Source organism: Bradyrhizobium sp. S3.7.6 (assembly GCF_054061875.1).
In genome coordinates this window covers 8,357,387-8,372,657 of the sequence record NZ_JBSSEQ010000001.1, presented here as the reverse complement: position 1 = coordinate 8,372,657, position 15,271 = coordinate 8,357,387, and the positions used below count along the sequence as shown (strand labels likewise).

Here is a 15,271-nt window from a genome sequence, read left to right as displayed (position 1 = left end):
TTGCGAGCGCAGCGAAGCAATCCAGCAATGCATCCGCGATGGGATTCTGGATTGCTTCGCTGCGCTCGCAATGACGGGGGTTGCGCCAGCGACGCTTCTAGCCGACCGCCCCCGAACCCCGCAGCTGCTTGATCGCCTTCTCGTCGTATCCCGCCCCGCGCAAAATCTCGTCACTGTGCTCGCCGACGGCGGGCGGCTTGCGCGGCTGGACCTTCTTGGCGCCGTCGATCCAGATCGGGCTGGAGATGGTGAGCATGGTGTCGTTCTCGAACGGCACCAGCACCTCGTTGTCGAGCATCTGCTTGTCGTTGGGGATGTCGTCGAGAATGCCGACGATGCCGAACACGAGGCCGTTGCCGTCGAGGATCTTGCGCCATTCGGCAAGATCCCTGGTGGCGAAGGTCTCGTCAAAAATCTTGATCAGTTCGACCGAACGGGCGTGACGGTCGGCCTTGGTGGCGAAACGCGGATCGTCAATCAGGTCCTCGCGTCCCAGGCATCTGGCCAGTATCGGAAACTGCTTCTCCTCGCTCAGCAGCGACAGGATCAACCAGCGGCCGTCCTTGCACTGGTAGTGGTTGGCCACGGCGTTCAGCGCACGTTCGCGCGGCCGCCTCTCGGCGAACTTGGAGCCGCACAGTTTTGCCTGCGCCAGCGTGCCCGCGGCCCACACCCCGTTCGCCATCAGATTGGAGGCGACATGCGAGCCCTTGCCGGTCTTCTCGCGCTGATACAGCGCGGTGACGATGGCGCCATAGAACGCCATGGCGCAGGGATGGTCGCCCATGCCGGCGACCGAGCGGGCCGGCGTCGTGTGGGTGTCGGCGCGGACGAGGTCCATCAGGCCTGAACGCGCCCAATAGGCGTTGCTGTCGAAGCCGGGCTTGTTGGCCTCTTCGCCCTTTTCGCCATAGCCGGTGAAGGAGGCGTAGATCAGCCGGTCGTTGAGATGGGCGAGATGATCATAGGTGATGCCGAGCTTGGCGCGCACCGGCGGCGGCATGTTGGTGATGAAGACGTCGGCCTCTTCGACCAGCTTGTAGAGCACGGCCTGCGCCTCCGGCTTGGAGAGGTCGAGCGCGATGCTTTTCTTGTTGCGGGCCTCCAGCAGCCAGGCGAAATTGTGCTCGCTGGTCGGATAGCCCGGAATGTTGGGCAGATTGCGGTAGGGGTCGCCGGCGCCGGGCGGCTCGATCTTGATGACGTCGGCGCCGAAATCCGACAGCACGGTCGCGGCGGCGGGCGCTGCGATGAAGCTCGCGCAGTCCAGAACCTTGAGCCCTGCAAAAATGGCCTTTTCCATCGCGGCGTAGCTCCCTCGCTCTTGTTGTTTCCCGCGCGCTGGAATTGGCGCAGGTCAAGTCATGGCAGCATTAGACCGATGTTTCGGCGGGATGCAACGGCGCCAGGCGCAGGGCTTCACTCCTCCCCCGCAAGCAGCGCGGCATTGCCGCCGGCTGCCGCGGTGTTGATCGTCACGGTCTGCTCGGTCGCAAAGCGTGCGAGATAATGCGGGCCGCCCGCTTTCGGGCCGGTTCCGGACAGCCCGTTGCCGCCGAATGGCTGCACGCCGACCACGGCGCCGATCATGTTGCGGTTGACATAGATGTTGCCGACCTGGACGCGATCGATGATCGCCTCGATGGTGTCGTCGATCCGGGAGTGAATGCCGAGCGTGAGTCCATAGCCGCTGCGCTCGATCGCCTGCAGGACGCGGTCGAGGTTTTCCGCGCGATAGCGCACGACGTGCAGGATCGGGCCGAACACCTCCTCGGTGAGCTGGCCGGCGTCCTTGAGCTCGAAAATGTGCGGGGCGACGAAGCAGCCGTCGGGCGCAGTGCCTGCAAAGTGTAGCCGCGCCTCGCACTTCATCCGCGCGATATGCGCATCGAGGCGCTGCTTGGCCTCAGCGTCGATCACCGGACCGACATGGGTCGCGACATCGCCGGGGTCGCCGATCTTCAATTCGCGCGCCGCGCCCGCGATCATCTCGATCATGCGGTCGGCGACATCCTCCTGCACGAACAGCAGCCGCAGCGCCGAGCAGCGCTGGCCGGCGGAGCGGAAGGCCGAGGTCACGACGTCGTCGGCGACCTGCTCGGGCAGCGCGGTCGCATCCGCGATCATGGCGTTGATACCGCCGGTCTCCGCGATCAGCGGCACGATCGGCCCCTCCTTGGCGGCGAGCGTCCGGTTGATCAGGCGCGCGACCTCGGTCGAGCCGGTGAAGACGACGCCGGCGATGTCGGCATGCGCCGTCAGCACGGCGCCGATGCGGCCGTCACCGGTGACGAGATGCAGCGCGCTCCTGGGAATGCCGGCCTCGTGCAGCAGCGCTACGGCCTCACGCGCGATGCGCGGCGTCTGCTCGGCGGGTTTTGCGATCACGCTGTTTCCGGCCATCAGCGCCGCCGTGACCTGGCCCATGAAGATCGCCAGCGGGAAATTCCACGGCGAGATCGCGACGAAGGCGCCGCGGCCGCGCATCGCGAGCGCATTGCTCTCGCCGGTCGGGCCCGGCATGGCGGCCTCAACGCCGAACAGCTTTCGACCCTGTGCGGCATAGTAGCGGCAGAAGTCGGCGGCCTCGCGCAGCTCCGATAGCGCATCGTCCAGCGTCTTGCCGCCCTCGGCTTGCAGCAGCGCGATGAAATGGGCGCTCCGGCTCTCCAACAGATGCGCGGCCTGCTCCAGTGCGGCCGCGCGCGTGGCCGCCGGCGTTCGGCTCCAGGCGGCAAAGCCGGCGCGCGCAGCAGTCACCGACGCATTGGCTCGGTCCGGCGTTGTGTCGGCTATGGGCTTGAGGTCGGCTGCCTCGGCCTTCGCGTCCGCCAGCAGCCGGTCGAGCGCCGCGCGCGCGCCGAATTCGACGCCGCGCGAATTGCGCCGGTCCGGCGCGAACAGATCGCCCGGCAACGGAATTCTGGGATGGGCCGCCGCTTGCGGCCGGACGATGGCATCGGCCGGACGCTGCAACAGCGCCACAACCGGCACACGATAGTCGGCCGCCTGCGCCACGAACGACGAGTTGGCGCCGTTCTCCAGCAGCCGCCGCACCAGATAGGCGAGCAGGTCGCGATGGCTGCCGACCGGGGCATAGGTGCGGTAGGCGATGTCAGGATGATCCTTGGCGAGCTGTTCGTAGAGCGCTTCGCCCATGCCGTGCAGGCGCTGGAATTCGAAGCCGCCGCCATCTTGCGCAAGCTCCAGCACGGTCGCGACCGTCAGCGCGTTGTGGGTGGCGAATTGCGGAAAGATGCGCGGCCGCAGACTCAAAAGCTTCGAAGCGCAGGCGACGTAGTTCAGATCCGTCATCGCCTTGCGCGTGAACACGGGATAGCCGTCCAGCCCGCGCTCCTGCGCGCGCTTGATCTCGGTGTCCCAATAGGCGCCCTTGACCAGCCGCACCATCAGCTTGCGGTCATGCGCGCGGGCGAGCGCGTCGACATAGTCGATCACGGCGCTCGCGCGCTTCTGATAGGCCTGGATCGCCAGGCCAAAGCCGTCCCAGCCGCTGAGCGAGGGATCGGCGAGCGTTGCCGCGATCACGTCGAGCGACAGCTCCAGCCGGTCCGCTTCCTCGGCGTCGACGGTGAAGTTCAAATCATGCGCCTTGGCGCGCTGCGCCAGGTCCAGCAGTTGCGGCACCAGCTCGCCCATCACGCGGTTGCGGCTGATGGCCTCGAAGCGCGGATGCAGCGCCGACAGCTTGACCGAGATGCCGGGCCGGTCGGGCAGGGGATAGCTGCCCGCAGCCTTGCCGATGGTCAGAATCGCGCTCGCATAGGCGTCGAAATAGCGCCTGGCGTCCTCCGCCGTGCGCGCGCCCTCGCCGAGCATGTCGAAGGAGTAGCGCGTCTTTTGGCCGGAGCGCGGCTTGCCCCGCTCCAGCGCCTGCTCGATGGTCTCCCCCAGCACGAAATGGTTGCCCATCAGCCGCATCGCCTGGCGCGTGGCGGTGCGCACCGCCGGCGCGCCCAGCCGCTTCACCAGCCGGCCGATGGTGCCGTCGGGCGTCTCGCCGGGCTGGATCACTCGCGCCGAGAGGCCGAGCGCCCAGGCCGAGGCATTGACCAGGAAGGCCGTGGACTTGGTCTCGTGGTGGATGAAGTCGCCTTCGCCGAGCTTGTCCTCGATGAACTGGTCGGCGGTGCGCGCGTCGGGCACGCGGAGCAGCGCCTCGGCCAGCACCATCAGGGCGAGCCCCTCCTTGGTCGAAAGCGCGAACTCCCGCAGCATGTCCTCGACCCCGCCAAGCCGGTCGTCGCGCTTGCGGATCGCCTCGATCAGCCGCGTCGCGGTGCGGTCGATCCGCGCCTCCTGCGGCGGGCCGAGATGCGAAGCGGGCAAGAGTCGCGCGGCAATCTCGGCATCATCGGGCGCATAGGGGGCGGTGAAGGGCGGCGGGATGTTCGGCATGGCGTGTCCTGTGGCTCGAATCCAGGATAAGGCCCGCTAGACCGTAGTTCGATAGACAAATTAGCCATTTTGCCTTAGAAAATGAAGATCATTGGTACATTGGCCACATAAATATGGAACTCGATCGAATCGACCGGAAGATCCTCTCAATTCTGCAGCAGGACGGGCGCATCGCCAATGTCGAGCTTGCGGAGCGCATCGGGCTTTCGCCGACCTCGGTCGGCGAGCGGCTGAAGCGGTTGCAGCGGGAGGGCTTTGTCGAGGGCTACGGCGCGCGGCTCAATCCGCACCGGCTCGGCCTGGGTCTTCTGGTGTTCGTCGAGGTGCTGCTCGACAAGACCACGCCGGACAATTTCGAGCGGTTCGCGCGCGCGGTGAAACTCGCACCCGAGGTGCTGGAGTGTCACATGGTTGCAGGAGGCTTCGACTATCTTGTGAAGGCGCGGCTTGCGGACATGACCGCCTATCGACGCTTCCTCGGCGAGACGTTGCTGTCGATGCCGGGCGTGCGCGAGACGCGAACCTATGCGGTGATGGAAGAGATCAAGCGCGACGCACCATTGCCGGTGGACTAACGAAGGGCCGTCGCGATTGTCATTGCTGTGGCGTTGAACGAGCGGTCTTCGCGGGAAAATAGCTCTCCGTGTGCAATCGCAACGCCCGTCGTCGAATGCACTGGCCGTCTTCTAAAATTTTTTTGGCCCGGCTCCCGGACAGATCCGGGAGGCAGCAAAGGCTGCCGGGCTTATACTTTGAGGTTCTCTGCGGAGGTCTTGCCCCGGTTTGCGATCTCTTCGTATTCCACCGTCTGTCCTTCGTTCAGGGACGACAGACCGGCTTTCTGCACTGCCGAGATATGCACGAACACATCCTTGCCGCCCGACGCAGGCTGGATAAATCCATAACCCTTCGTCGGGTTGAACCACTTGACCGTACCTTTAGCCATCACGTCTTCTCCGCGGGTCTTCCTCCGAGATCTCGAACCGCCAGTCCCCGCCAACCGGCCGGTTCGGTCCTAACAGGATACGCGGAATGTGGCCGGCTTGGTAGCTCAAACCATATCGGCATTTCGCCGAATTCCGCTCAACTTCGCAGCGATTTTGCCGATTCTGCCCGTTTCGCGGTCAATTGATCGGCACGCCGCGCGCCATCCGTCAATAAGTCGCGGCCAGATAATCGACGATCTTGCCGACATCGGCATCGTCGATCGGGGCGCCATAGACCTTGATCATCTTGGTCACCTCGGCCTGCCAAAAACCTTTCTTGTCCTTCATCGGCGGCTGCGTGTTGACGTAATCGGCCGAGTGGCAGGCGCTGCAATTGCCCTGCACGACCTCGAGATTGGGGCCTGGCTTGAAGGCCGCGACCTCGTCGGGCGTCTTGTAGTTGAGCGGCGCTGCAAGCGCCGAACCCACCATTGCGGCGACGGTGAGTGAGATGGCGAGGAGAACGGTGCGCTGCATGATCATTCTCTCTCAGGCCACGGTGACGCGGACGGTTTCGACGACGTTGCGTAGATAACCCGCAGGGTTCCAGCGTGGCGCATCCGGCTGGGTCTCGCCGCCATTGCCGGTGGCGCGCACCCTGAGCTCGTGGGCGCCCGCCGCGAGCTTCACCGGCAGCTTCCATTCACGGAATGAGTATTTGCCGAGATCCTTGCCGAGCTTGGCGCTGACCCAGGTCTTGCCGCCGTCGGTGGAAACCTGGACGTCCTTGATGCCCTTGCCGCCGTCGAAGGCGATGCCGCGCAGCGTCGTGCCGCCTGCCTTCAGCTTGGCACCGTCGGGAACGCTGGTGATGAAGGATCGGATGGTGAAGCGGTTGATCGGGATCGTCGCCTTCGGCGCGGTGCCCGGCTCGACCGCATTGTTCGGCGTGTCCGGAATGCGATAGGCCGACTTCATCCAGAAGCCGTCATAGACATTGTCGATGACGGTGATCTCGTTGAGGTGCTTGACCCAGTAGGTGCCGTAATAGCCGGGGACGATCAGGCGCAGCGGAAAGCCGTTGAGGAACGGCAGGTCCTCGCCGTTCATGCCATAGGCCAGCATCACCTCGCCGTCGGTGGCGTGCTCGAGATCGAGCGCCTTGACGAAATCGGGCGTCTTGTCGCTGACGGGGCCGTCCATGCCGTTGAAGGTGACCTGCTTGGCGCCGCTCTGCACGCCTGCCATCTCCAGCACGGCCTTCAGCGGCACGCCGCGCCAGCGCGCATTGCCCATCGCGCCGTTGGCGAGCTGGCCACCGGCGACACGCGGCTCGGAGAAGCCGCGGCTGTTGCCGGAGCACTGGTTGACGGCGACGATCTCGGTCGCCTTCATTTTCCTGATGTCCTTGAGCGACAGCTTGAGCGGCTTGTCGACCTTGCCCTTGACCTCGAGCGTGAACTTGTCGGGATCGAGATTGTAAGGCAGGTCCGAGAGGTGATAGCGCACGAAGAACGCGTTATTCGGCGTGATCGGACCGTCGTTGAAGATCGCGAACGGCGTCTCGAGCTGCGGCGGCCGGCTGGTCAGGCCGATCATCGGCCGCTTCTGCGGATATTTCACCAGCGGCCGCTCGCCATTGGCGAAGGGAAGCGTGACGGTGTCGAGTGCCAGCGCCTTGGTGGAATTCAGTGTGGCCGCCATAGCGGCAAGGCCCGCTCCTTTGAGCAGGTCGCGTCGATCGAACATTCTCGTCTCCTCCCGGAGCTTTTCGTTGGACCGCAGTCATCACCGCGATCCCGCGCTCATCTGTCGCAACGATCGAGATGAAGTCAATTCGTGCTTTCGCAGCAGGCCCATGTCGCTGCGTTGCAGCAAGCCGGTGTTACGTTCGTAACGAGATTGCCGAGCTGTAGCCGCAGTGACAGTGCACTCCCTCTCCCCGCAAGCGGGGAGAGGTGAAGAATCAAGCTGCGACGCGCTCGCTTCGGTCAACCAGCGCCGACAGCTGCCTCGTGTCCGCAACCACGCGCACGGCCAGGGGCTCGTCGCGGCCGCGGATCGCGACCTCCTGCTGCGGCAGCGCATCGTCGGCAAGGCCCGCGGTACGGCGGACCTCCTCCGAGACGATTGCTTCGCAGGCCAGTGTCTTGGTCATGTCCTGGAGCCGGGCCGCGACGTTGACGGCATCGCCGAGCGCGGTGAAGACGATGTGATCGCGATAGCCGATGTCGCCGATGATGACCTCGCCGCCGTGAATGCCGATGCCGAAGCGGATCGGCTGGCGGAGATCGTGGCTCAGGAGCTCGTTGAGCTCGTCGATATGCGTGGCGATGCCGGCGGCAGCCTTCAGCGCTTGCCGGCAGGCGGTCTCCGGATCGGCTGACAGCCCGAACAGCGCCAGCATGCCGTCGCCGACGAACTGGTTCGGCTGGCCGCCATTCTCGATCACGGCCCGCGAGACGGCGCCGAGGAAACGATTGACGATGAAAACGGTGTCGAATGGCAGCCGCTTCTCGGCAAGCTGCGTCGAACCGCGCATGTCCACGAACAGGCTGACGAGGTAGCGCTCCTGGCCGATTCTGGCCGATGTCGAGGCCTGCCCGTCCGCCGAATGCGTGTGGGGCGTGAACAGCTGGAAGAAGGAGAGGTCGGAGTCCGGCCGCAGCTGGCAGGCAAGCCGGATCGAGGGATCGGCAGTGCCGACGCGCGCGAGCACGAAGGCCTCGCGCTGCGACGGCTCGGGCAGGGCGGCATGGTCACCGATGATGCGGATGCGGCAGGTCGAGCAGCGGGCGCGGCCGCCGCAGACGCTGGCATGCGGCACATTGTGGCGCAGGCTCGCCTCCAGCACGGAGAGGCCCTTCGGCACGCGCACCGTCTTGCCGTTGCCGTAGGACAGCGCGATCATGCCGCGGCGCCGCTCGCGCAAGGCGCGCACGCCGCGTGCCGCCAGCGCCAGTCCGAGCAGGCCGACATAGCCGATGGTGAGGCCGCCGGTGATGCGGTCGAGCGTCGCGGCTTCCGCGGTCGAGCCGAGCTGGCGGCGGGTGAGATTGTGCGTGCGCCATTCGCCGTCGTCGACCTCGATCTGCACACTGCGTCCGCCCTGGTAGACGCCGAGCAGCGACAGCGTCGGGATCAGCACGGCGGCGGCGAGCAGATAAGGCGCGGCGCGCGCGAAGAACGGCTTCAGGCGCAGCCAGAAATAGATGCCGATGCAGCCATGGACCCAGGCGATGATCAGCAGGACCGTCATGGTCCAGATGCGGTTCGACGTGACGAAGAACAGATAGAGTTCCTGCGGATAGAGCTTCTGGTGTCCGTACAACGTGTAGCCGAGCCGGACGCCGATCACATGGGCCATGACGAGGGCGGGGATGCTCAGGCCCAGCACGAGCTGGAGCGGCTCGATCGTTCGCCAGCGGAACTGGCGGCGCTGATAGAGCGCGTAGATTCCGAGCCCCATATGCGTGAGCGCGGCCGTATAGAACACGATCGCGATGGGGAGGAACCGCCAGAACGCCGTGTGATAGTAGACCCCGATCTCCATGGCATCGACCGAGATGTTGCCGAGCGCATGGTTGAGGAAATGGCTCACCACGTAGGAGAACAGGATGACGCCGCAGACCAGCCGAACCTGCCGCATGCTGGTCGCGCGGGACAGTTCGGACAATCGTGAGGATGCAGTGGCCATGATTCGGTTTGTATCAGTTCATGAAGGAGAACAGCCAGCGTAGCGTTTAATTCCAGGGGCGGACAGCTGGCCTGATCACATGCGCGGCAAGGTTACCGAACCGTAGGGTGGGCAAAGGCGCGCGCCACACCCACCGCTGTCGTCCCGGACAAGCGGCGCGGCGATCCGGGATCCATAGCCACAGGATCGGATTTGACGAAGACTCGTGGTTACCAGTTCGCGCCACGACTCCTCCCTGTGGCTATGGGTCCCGGGCTCGCGACTATGTCGCGCCCCGGGACGACAGCGATATGCGCGGCGCCCCCGCATTGACTCCCCCTCCCAGGTTGGCGAAAAGCGCGGCCGTGACGACAGCCCCTGATATCACTACGCCCGCAGCCGGCGCCGTGCGCCGGCCCCTCGTCGTGGCCGTGCTCGTCATCGCCGCGATGACGCTGCTGCGCATCGTCTACGCCTCCGCCATCGAGCTGCGCACCGACGAGGCCTATTACTGGACCTGGTCGAAGGAGGGAGCGCTCAGCTTCCTCGATCATCCTCCCATGATCGCCTGGTTCATCCGTTTTGGTACCGCGATCTTCGGCGACACCGTGCTCGGCGTCCGTTTCGGCGGCATCGTCGCGATGCTGGTCACGCAGCTGCTGCTCGCCGACATCGTCCGCCGCCTCACTCATGATGCGCGCGCCATCATGTTCGCGGTGCTGATGCCGGAGGCTGCGCTCTATTACGGCCTGCTGATGGCCAAGGTCGCGCCGGACGTTGCCATGATCCCGTTCGCGGTGGCGATGATGTGGTCCCTGGTGCGGCTCGCGCAGGGCGGCGATGGACGCTGGTGGCTGGCGGCGGGCCTGTTCGCCGGACTGTCGATGTTGTCGAAATTCACCGCGATCATGTTCGCGCCGGCGGTCGCCGCGTTTCTGCTGGTGCCGGATTGGCGCTGGCGCTGGCTGCGCAGTCCTTACCCCTATCTCGCGGTGCTGATCGCGATTGCCGTGTTCTCCCCGGTGCTGATCTGGAACGCGCAGCACGACTGGGCCTCGTTCCGTTTCCAGGGTGTGCGGGCCACCGCCAATTACGGCATCTCGCTGCGCACGATCGGCGACTACATCGGCCTGCAATTCGGCCTGGTCGGCTTCGTCATGCTGCCGGTCGTGCTGTCAGGCCTCGTGATGACGGCGTGGCGCGGCTATCGCACGCGCGAGCCGGTCGCGATCCTGCTGTCGACCGCGGTGCTGGTGCCGTTCCTCTATTTCTTGTTCAAGTCGACGACGCTCAGGGTCGGCGACACCTGGCCGATGTTCATGTGGCCGGTCGGCTTTGCCGCCGCCGCGGTCAACCTCGTCATGCTGTCGCGCGAGCACTGGTCGGCGCGGATGATCCGGTCGAGCATTTTCTGGCTCAACACGGCGGTCGTCACGGGGATCGCCTTCGTCGTCATCGTGTTCCTGTACTACGTCGCCGCGCCCTGGAATCTCCTCGGCAAGATCGATCCGATCGGCGCCGAGGCCGGCTACGAGCAGGTAGCTGCGCGTGCGCAGGCCGCGCTCGACGAGACCGGCGCGACCTGGATCGCGACGACGGACTATCGCACCTACGCGATGATGCGCTGGTTGTTCAGGGGCCGCGTGCCCGTCGTCGAGATCAACGAACGCGGCCGCTTCCAGGATTTTCGCGATCCCGGCATCGATCGGATCAGCGGGCATGCAGGCATCTATGTCGGGCGAGAGCCGGACAATCGCGCACCGGTGTGGGGATCGATCCCGGCGAAGCGCGAGCAGCTCGGCCAGGTCGAACGTCGGTGGCGCGGCGTTCTGACGGATACCTACGTGATTGAGAAGCTCACCGGCTGGACGCCGGAACTCTCGCCGCCAACGGATTCGCCGCTGTTTCAATGGCGGGTGCTGGCGGGGGAATTCGAGAAACGTACGCTCGCCTAGCGAGGCAACCTTCTTCCCTTCTCCCCTTGTGGGGTCCCAAAGGCAAACGAGGCCACGCGTTGAAGCGGCCTAGCGTGACATGAGAACAACATAGAGCAGAAATCTGAGCTGATCGCTTAGCTGCAACCAGCATTTTTCCCGACATTCACAGGCCGCCATCCCAGATTACCACCCGCTCAAGCATTTAAGCCGCTAAGCTGGAGCTATCGTGACGAAACATATTTTCTCTTATTGATATTATCTGCGGGGATAGGACATGTTTGATGTCTATCGCAATGGCAAGCGGGACTTCCTCGTCGTCAGCAACGGCTCTCCGATGCCCGCGCTCTACTCTTCCAACAAATGGCGCAAGAGCAGAGCGAGAGTTCTCAAGGTCAGCGACGAGATCAGGGCAGCCGTCCAGGAGCGAGGTTATTATCTTGGCAGCGTGCGGGTGACCAAGAAGGACCTGATCCACACCGGGTGCACCGTTGCCGATACGACACCGGGCAATCTCTAAACATCCGGCCGACTAGGTCGGCAACCGCGCCAGCCCGGCCTCAATCACGACGATGTCTTCCTCGATCTGCCGGATGGTACTCCTGCAGTCGATCCCGGTACATGCATCGAGATCTGCGATAAGTTTGCGACGCTGTGTCCGAAGCTCATCAAGAGCTGCTTGGTCCTTGAGGGAAACGTAGCCCTCCACGATCAGCTCAATTGCACCTGCCGCCATCAAACTCCCCACGCCTTGTTAGCCCCGTCAAGGCACTCCCGACCAGGCGAGGATCGATCGTGCCAATTGGTTGCGCGGCTCAATCCCGCGCACTGAGTTCTTCCAGAACAACGCGCCTCCGCAGCTCGTGCGCAGCAGCGGTCAAATGAGACCCTGCGATCAGCCCGAGCCGCTTCAATCTTGGGAGAGCGACGGGGTCACACAGCTCGATCGGGAGCCCGGCGCCCAATATCGCAATGGCGCGTTGCTCCTCCGCGTCGAGATCAGTCCAGGGGATGCCCTTCATCACCGGCCTCAAATCGTCCAGTGCACCTCAAAATCCAAACGCGCGCCTGATTTGCCGCAGCATATCCGTGGCCGCGTCGGTGTACCGACCATTGGTCAGGTATCGATCCAGCTGCAGTGTGCTGATCAGCGCCACAAGCGCTGCCATTAAGCCCTTAAACATTGGGCCTCTCCTGAAAGAGACCGCCAACCGAGCGTGTCGAAATATTGAGACGTTCTCAGAATGCGCGCCGCATATGGCGGCCTAATATGCAAATGGTGACATTGACTGGTAACCAGTTTCTTAACGGGCTGATGCGCCGTGGTATGGGGCGGCCAGAGGCTGACTTGAAAGCGGCGACTTGAATTGCCGCCTCCTTGTGCTCAGTTGCCATTAACTGCGGCACATAATCCTCCAATACTCGAAAGGGCTAACTCGATAGTTCGCTTGCGAGGTGCGGCTTGACTGAGCAAGGTCATTTTACCGGACAATTGCCCTTTAACCCCGTCCGGGTCTGCCTCAGATCAGCCGGCGAGGGATGATATTCCGCTCGTTGGCTCGATTGGGTGGCATCAGCTGCTCGGAGCCTTTCGTGTGGTCCTTTGCTGTTGCGGCACTGTTCCTGGCGCTGTTGGTGTTTGGTGCGGTCGGGTTTATCATTGTCAGCTTCGACTTTCCCGATGAACCGCGAGCTTAAGCTTCGCTCATTCAGGCGCCGCGCCATGTGTCGGTCCGGCGAATGGCGCGAACGATGGCGCGGATAGCGCCGCTACTCCTCGTCCTTCTTCCGCAGCAGATCCGTCGCGAGGTCCGACAGTTTTGGCGGCGGCAGCGCCGCGAACGGCAGCGGGCGCGTCACGTCGATCGCGGCCAGACCCAGCCGCGCGGTCAGCAATCCGTTCAGCACACCTTCGCCGAGCCGCTGCGACAGCTTTGCCGCGATGCCATGGCCGAGCATCTGCTGCACCAGGCTGTCGCTCGCGGCCATGCCGCCGGTGATAGCGAGATGGGCGATCACGTGGCGGAGCAGGCGGATCATGCCGAGCGCGCCGGGGCGGCCGCCATAGAGAAAAGCGAGCTGACGGATCAGGCGCAACGCGGCTACGAACACGAACAATACGTCGATCGCCGCGCGTGGTGAAACTGCGGTCACGATCGAGACTTTTTGTGCGGCCGACGACACCAGTCGCCGCGCTTCCGCATCCAGCGGCGACATCAATTCGCGCTCGGCAAGCCGGATCATGTCGGCGCCGTCGATGATCTCGCCCGTGTGGCTCTCCAGCGTCGCGCGCGCGCGTGCAAGCTGCGGATTTTGGTGCGCGATCTTGAGCAGGTCCTGCACGATCACGCGGCTCTCCTTGCGGTCGTCACTGGCAAGGACTGCCGCGGCGCGCGCATGCAGCTTCTCGATGGTTGCAAGGCGCGCCAGACCAAAGGCCTCGCGCCCGATCACCACCGCGAGCGCCAGTGCGGTGACGAAGGCGAATGCGAGGCCGACGAAGCCGAGCGTTTCGCTGCGCGCAAACAGATCCTCGATCAGACGGACCACGCCGAGCCCGGTGCCGAGCAGCGTCAGCCCGCCGAGCCCGGACCAGAACAGCGTGCCCCAGGGAAAGCCGCGACGCGCCGGGAGCGCGGCCTCGATCGGCACCGGCAATGCCTGCGGATCGTGCTCGGGCGTGATCTGGATCGTGGTGCGGCCAAGCCGCGCCGCTTCGTCGGCTTCGGTGACAACGACGCCGGGATCGTCGAGCCGGAACGTCGCCGGCCGCCGCGGCTTGGATCGGTCGTTCATGACAGCTTGTCTCCGATCAGGAACTGCAGGGCACGGTCGAGGCGGATGTGTGGCAGCGCCGGCTCGTCATTGCCTTCGCGTTCGAGCTTTGGCGGACGGAAGCGCAGGAAGCGAAAATCGCTCTTCTCGGCGGCCTGGGTCGCGAGGCCCCGGAATGCGTCGGTGCCGTTGAACAGCGCCTCGGGGTCCGGCGGCAGGTCACCCGGAAAGGTCGCAACCTCCGTGTTGCCGTCAAAGAACTCGCCGCCGGCGCTTTCGCCGGCCGCTGGCGTTCCCAGGATCGACGGCAATTTGTCGCGGCCATGCGCGACCTGGGCCTCGCGCGTGGCGCGAACGGCGGCGAGCGCCACCACGTCGATCTCCGCGCCGGTATCTTCCGCACGCACCACTGCCCGGGTGACCGCGCGGCGCAGCACCGCCTCGAGCGGGTCGTGACTGGAATGATGCAGATGGTCCGCCTTGGTCGCCGCGAACAGGATGCGGTCGATACGCGGCCGGAACAGGCTGGAGAGGAACGTGCTGCGGCCGATGCGGAAGCAGTCGAGAATTCCGGCAAGCGCGGCTTCGAGATCGTGCAGCGCTTCGGGGCCGGAGTTGAACGCGGCGAGCGCATCGGCCAGCACGATCTGGCGATCGAGCCGGGCAAAATGATCATGGAAGAACGGCCGCACCACGACGTCCTTGTAGGCCTCGAAGCGGCGGACCATCATCGCCCACAGCGAGCCGTCCGGTGCCTGGCCGCCCACGCGTACGTCGAGCGGCGCAAAAGTCAGCGCCGGCGTGTCGGCGAGATTGCCGGGCATCAGGAAGCGGCCGGGCGGCAGCAGGCTCATCGCAAAGCGCTCGTCGCGGCAGGCGCGCAAATAGCCGGTGAAGAGCTTTGCCGCGGTGAGCGTCGCCTGCTCGTCCTCGCGCGCCTCGGGCTTGAGCGTCGCGAGATGCGCGTGCCAATCCCCCGCAAGATGCGCGCGGGGCGCCTCGCGCGACAGCGCGAGGCTTTCGACCGACCATTGCTCATAGCTCTTCTGGAGCAGCGGCAGGTCGAGCAACCACTCGCCGGGATAATCGACGATGTCGAGCGTCAATGTGCGATCGGCGCCGTTCTGGCGCTGATAGTCGATGACGAGCCTGAGTTCGCTGATGTCGACGGTCGAGTTCGGCCAGCGCCGCTCCTCGAGCAGCGCGCGCAAATGGTTCTCATAGGCGAAGCGCGGCACGGCGTCGTCCGGCTGCGGCGCCAGATGCGCCCGCGCGATCCGGCCGGAGGCATAGGCCTCGAACACCGGAAAGCGGCCGCCGCGGGTGAGGCCGTGGATCAGCGCGGTGATGAATACGGTCTTACCGGCCCGTGACAGGCCGGTGACCCCGAGACGCACCGTCGGGTTGAAGAAGTGCTCGCCATAGTCGATCAGCGCCCTGGCCGACAGCCGCGCTTCTTCGACCATATCCTGGAAACTGAATGCCATATGAACGTGATTGATCTCGGGGCGGGCGGAACAGTGAAGCCGTTCACAAAAGTG

13 protein-coding genes are annotated in these 15,271 nt (G+C 64.8%); 3 read left to right on the top strand and 10 right to left on the bottom strand.

The window, feature by feature from the left end:
- Positions 1-97: 97 nt before the first annotated feature.
- Both ACVJ5M_RS40375 and putA read right to left on the bottom strand, forming a co-directional pair.
- The gene (locus ACVJ5M_RS40375) at positions 98-1,303 is read right to left on the bottom strand and encodes a CaiB/BaiF CoA transferase family protein (RefSeq protein ID WP_456679611.1); all 1,206 of its coding nucleotides are present in this window, start codon (positions 1,301-1,303) and stop codon (positions 98-100) included.
- 116 nt (positions 1,304-1,419) lie between these two features.
- Positions 1,420-4,419, bottom strand: coding sequence for a bifunctional proline dehydrogenase/L-glutamate gamma-semialdehyde dehydrogenase PutA (gene putA, locus ACVJ5M_RS40370; RefSeq protein ID WP_231143619.1), 3,000 nt, complete (start codon positions 4,417-4,419; stop codon positions 1,420-1,422).
- A gap of 113 nt (positions 4,420-4,532) precedes the next feature.
- On the opposite strand from putA, the gene ACVJ5M_RS40365 reads away from it, so the two are divergent.
- Positions 4,533-4,994 carry an Lrp/AsnC ligand binding domain-containing protein gene (locus ACVJ5M_RS40365; RefSeq protein WP_038954741.1) on the top strand — a complete coding sequence of 154 codons (462 nt, stop codon included), beginning with the start codon at positions 4,533-4,535 and terminating at the stop codon, positions 4,992-4,994.
- A gap of 170 nt (positions 4,995-5,164) precedes the next feature.
- Here the strand turns inward: ACVJ5M_RS40365 and ACVJ5M_RS40360 are convergent, their stop codons facing one another.
- The 4 genes from ACVJ5M_RS40360 to ACVJ5M_RS40345 all read right to left on the bottom strand — a co-directional run bounded on the left by ACVJ5M_RS40360 (position 5,165) and on the right by ACVJ5M_RS40345 (position 9,042).
- Complete coding sequence (locus ACVJ5M_RS40360) at positions 5,165-5,365, bottom strand: cold-shock protein (protein WP_008134691.1); 201 nt, start codon at positions 5,363-5,365, stop codon at positions 5,165-5,167.
- A gap of 208 nt (positions 5,366-5,573) precedes the next feature.
- Positions 5,574-5,882 carry a SorB family sulfite dehydrogenase c-type cytochrome subunit gene (gene sorB, locus ACVJ5M_RS40355; protein WP_063985439.1) on the bottom strand — a complete coding sequence of 103 codons (309 nt, stop codon included), beginning with the start codon at positions 5,880-5,882 and terminating at the stop codon, positions 5,574-5,576.
- A 12-nt stretch (positions 5,883-5,894) separates the two neighbouring features.
- Entirely contained in the window at positions 5,895-7,094 is a 1,200-nt protein-coding gene (gene sorA, locus ACVJ5M_RS40350) for a SorA family sulfite dehydrogenase catalytic subunit (protein ID WP_283017702.1), read from the bottom strand.
- A 217-nt stretch (positions 7,095-7,311) separates the two neighbouring features.
- Positions 7,312-9,042, bottom strand: a complete 1,731-nt coding sequence (locus ACVJ5M_RS40345; protein WP_155794894.1) for an adenylate/guanylate cyclase domain-containing protein — start codon at positions 9,040-9,042, stop codon at positions 7,312-7,314.
- Positions 9,043-9,470: 428 nt separating this feature from the next.
- Between ACVJ5M_RS40345 and ACVJ5M_RS40340 the strand changes: the two genes are divergently transcribed.
- Together ACVJ5M_RS40340 and ACVJ5M_RS40335 are read left to right on the top strand one after the other, a co-directional pair.
- Positions 9,471-10,976: a glycosyltransferase family 39 protein gene (locus tag ACVJ5M_RS40340; RefSeq protein ID WP_063986685.1), complete on the top strand. Its 1,506-nt coding sequence runs from the start codon at positions 9,471-9,473 to the stop codon at positions 10,974-10,976.
- A 256-nt stretch (positions 10,977-11,232) separates the two neighbouring features.
- On the top strand, positions 11,233-11,475 hold the full coding sequence (locus ACVJ5M_RS40335) for a hypothetical protein (protein WP_063985436.1): 243 nt from the start codon (positions 11,233-11,235) through the stop codon (positions 11,473-11,475).
- Positions 11,476-11,487: 12 nt separating this feature from the next.
- Here ACVJ5M_RS40335 and ACVJ5M_RS40330 read toward each other — a convergent pair whose 3' ends face one another.
- From ACVJ5M_RS40330 to ACVJ5M_RS40315, 4 genes are all read right to left on the bottom strand, one after another.
- Positions 11,488-11,691, bottom strand: a complete 204-nt coding sequence (locus ACVJ5M_RS40330) for a hypothetical protein (protein ID WP_063985435.1) — start codon at positions 11,689-11,691, stop codon at positions 11,488-11,490.
- Positions 11,692-12,004: 313 nt separating this feature from the next.
- Positions 12,005-12,139 carry a hypothetical protein gene (locus ACVJ5M_RS40325; protein WP_256376432.1) on the bottom strand — a complete coding sequence of 45 codons (135 nt, stop codon included), beginning with the start codon at positions 12,137-12,139 and terminating at the stop codon, positions 12,005-12,007.
- 586 nt (positions 12,140-12,725) lie between these two features.
- Positions 12,726-13,751, bottom strand: a complete 1,026-nt coding sequence (locus ACVJ5M_RS40320; RefSeq protein ID WP_063985433.1) for a YcjF family protein — start codon at positions 13,749-13,751, stop codon at positions 12,726-12,728.
- On the bottom strand, positions 13,748-15,217 hold the full coding sequence (locus ACVJ5M_RS40315) for a YcjX family GTP-binding protein (protein WP_354098069.1): 1,470 nt from the start codon (positions 15,215-15,217) through the stop codon (positions 13,748-13,750). Before ACVJ5M_RS40315 ends, ACVJ5M_RS40320 begins: the two co-directional genes overlap by 4 nt.
- Positions 15,218-15,271: the final 54 nt, after the last annotated feature.

What these genes read in the sequence shown, in the direction of transcription:
- sorA (WP_283017702.1), bottom strand. Translation starts at nt 7,094, where the DNA reads ATGTTCGATCGACGCGACCTGCTCAAAGGAGCGGGCCTTGCCGCTATG.
- ACVJ5M_RS40335 (WP_063985436.1), top strand. Translation starts at nt 11,233, where the DNA reads ATGTTTGATGTCTATCGCAATGGCAAGCGGGACTTCCTCGTCGTCAGC.
- putA (WP_231143619.1), bottom strand. Translation starts at nt 4,419, where the DNA reads ATGCCGAACATCCCGCCGCCCTTCACCGCCCCCTATGCGCCCGATGAT.
- ACVJ5M_RS40365 (WP_038954741.1), top strand. Translation starts at nt 4,533, where the DNA reads ATGGAACTCGATCGAATCGACCGGAAGATCCTCTCAATTCTGCAGCAG.
- ACVJ5M_RS40375 (WP_456679611.1), bottom strand. Translation starts at nt 1,303, where the DNA reads ATGGAAAAGGCCATTTTTGCAGGGCTCAAGGTTCTGGACTGCGCGAGC.
- ACVJ5M_RS40340 (WP_063986685.1), top strand. Translation starts at nt 9,471, where the DNA reads ATGACGCTGCTGCGCATCGTCTACGCCTCCGCCATCGAGCTGCGCACC.
- ACVJ5M_RS40325 (WP_256376432.1), bottom strand. Translation starts at nt 12,139, where the DNA reads ATGTTTAAGGGCTTAATGGCAGCGCTTGTGGCGCTGATCAGCACACTG.
- ACVJ5M_RS40320 (WP_063985433.1), bottom strand. Translation starts at nt 13,751, where the DNA reads ATGAACGACCGATCCAAGCCGCGGCGGCCGGCGACGTTCCGGCTCGAC.
- ACVJ5M_RS40360 (WP_008134691.1), bottom strand. Translation starts at nt 5,365, where the DNA reads ATGGCTAAAGGTACGGTCAAGTGGTTCAACCCGACGAAGGGTTATGGA.
- ACVJ5M_RS40345 (WP_155794894.1), bottom strand. Translation starts at nt 9,042, where the DNA reads ATGGCCACTGCATCCTCACGATTGTCCGAACTGTCCCGCGCGACCAGC.
- sorB (WP_063985439.1), bottom strand. Translation starts at nt 5,882, where the DNA reads ATGCAGCGCACCGTTCTCCTCGCCATCTCACTCACCGTCGCCGCAATG.
- ACVJ5M_RS40315 (WP_354098069.1), bottom strand. Translation starts at nt 15,217, where the DNA reads ATGGCATTCAGTTTCCAGGATATGGTCGAAGAAGCGCGGCTGTCGGCC.
- ACVJ5M_RS40330 (WP_063985435.1), bottom strand. Translation starts at nt 11,691, where the DNA reads ATGGCGGCAGGTGCAATTGAGCTGATCGTGGAGGGCTACGTTTCCCTC.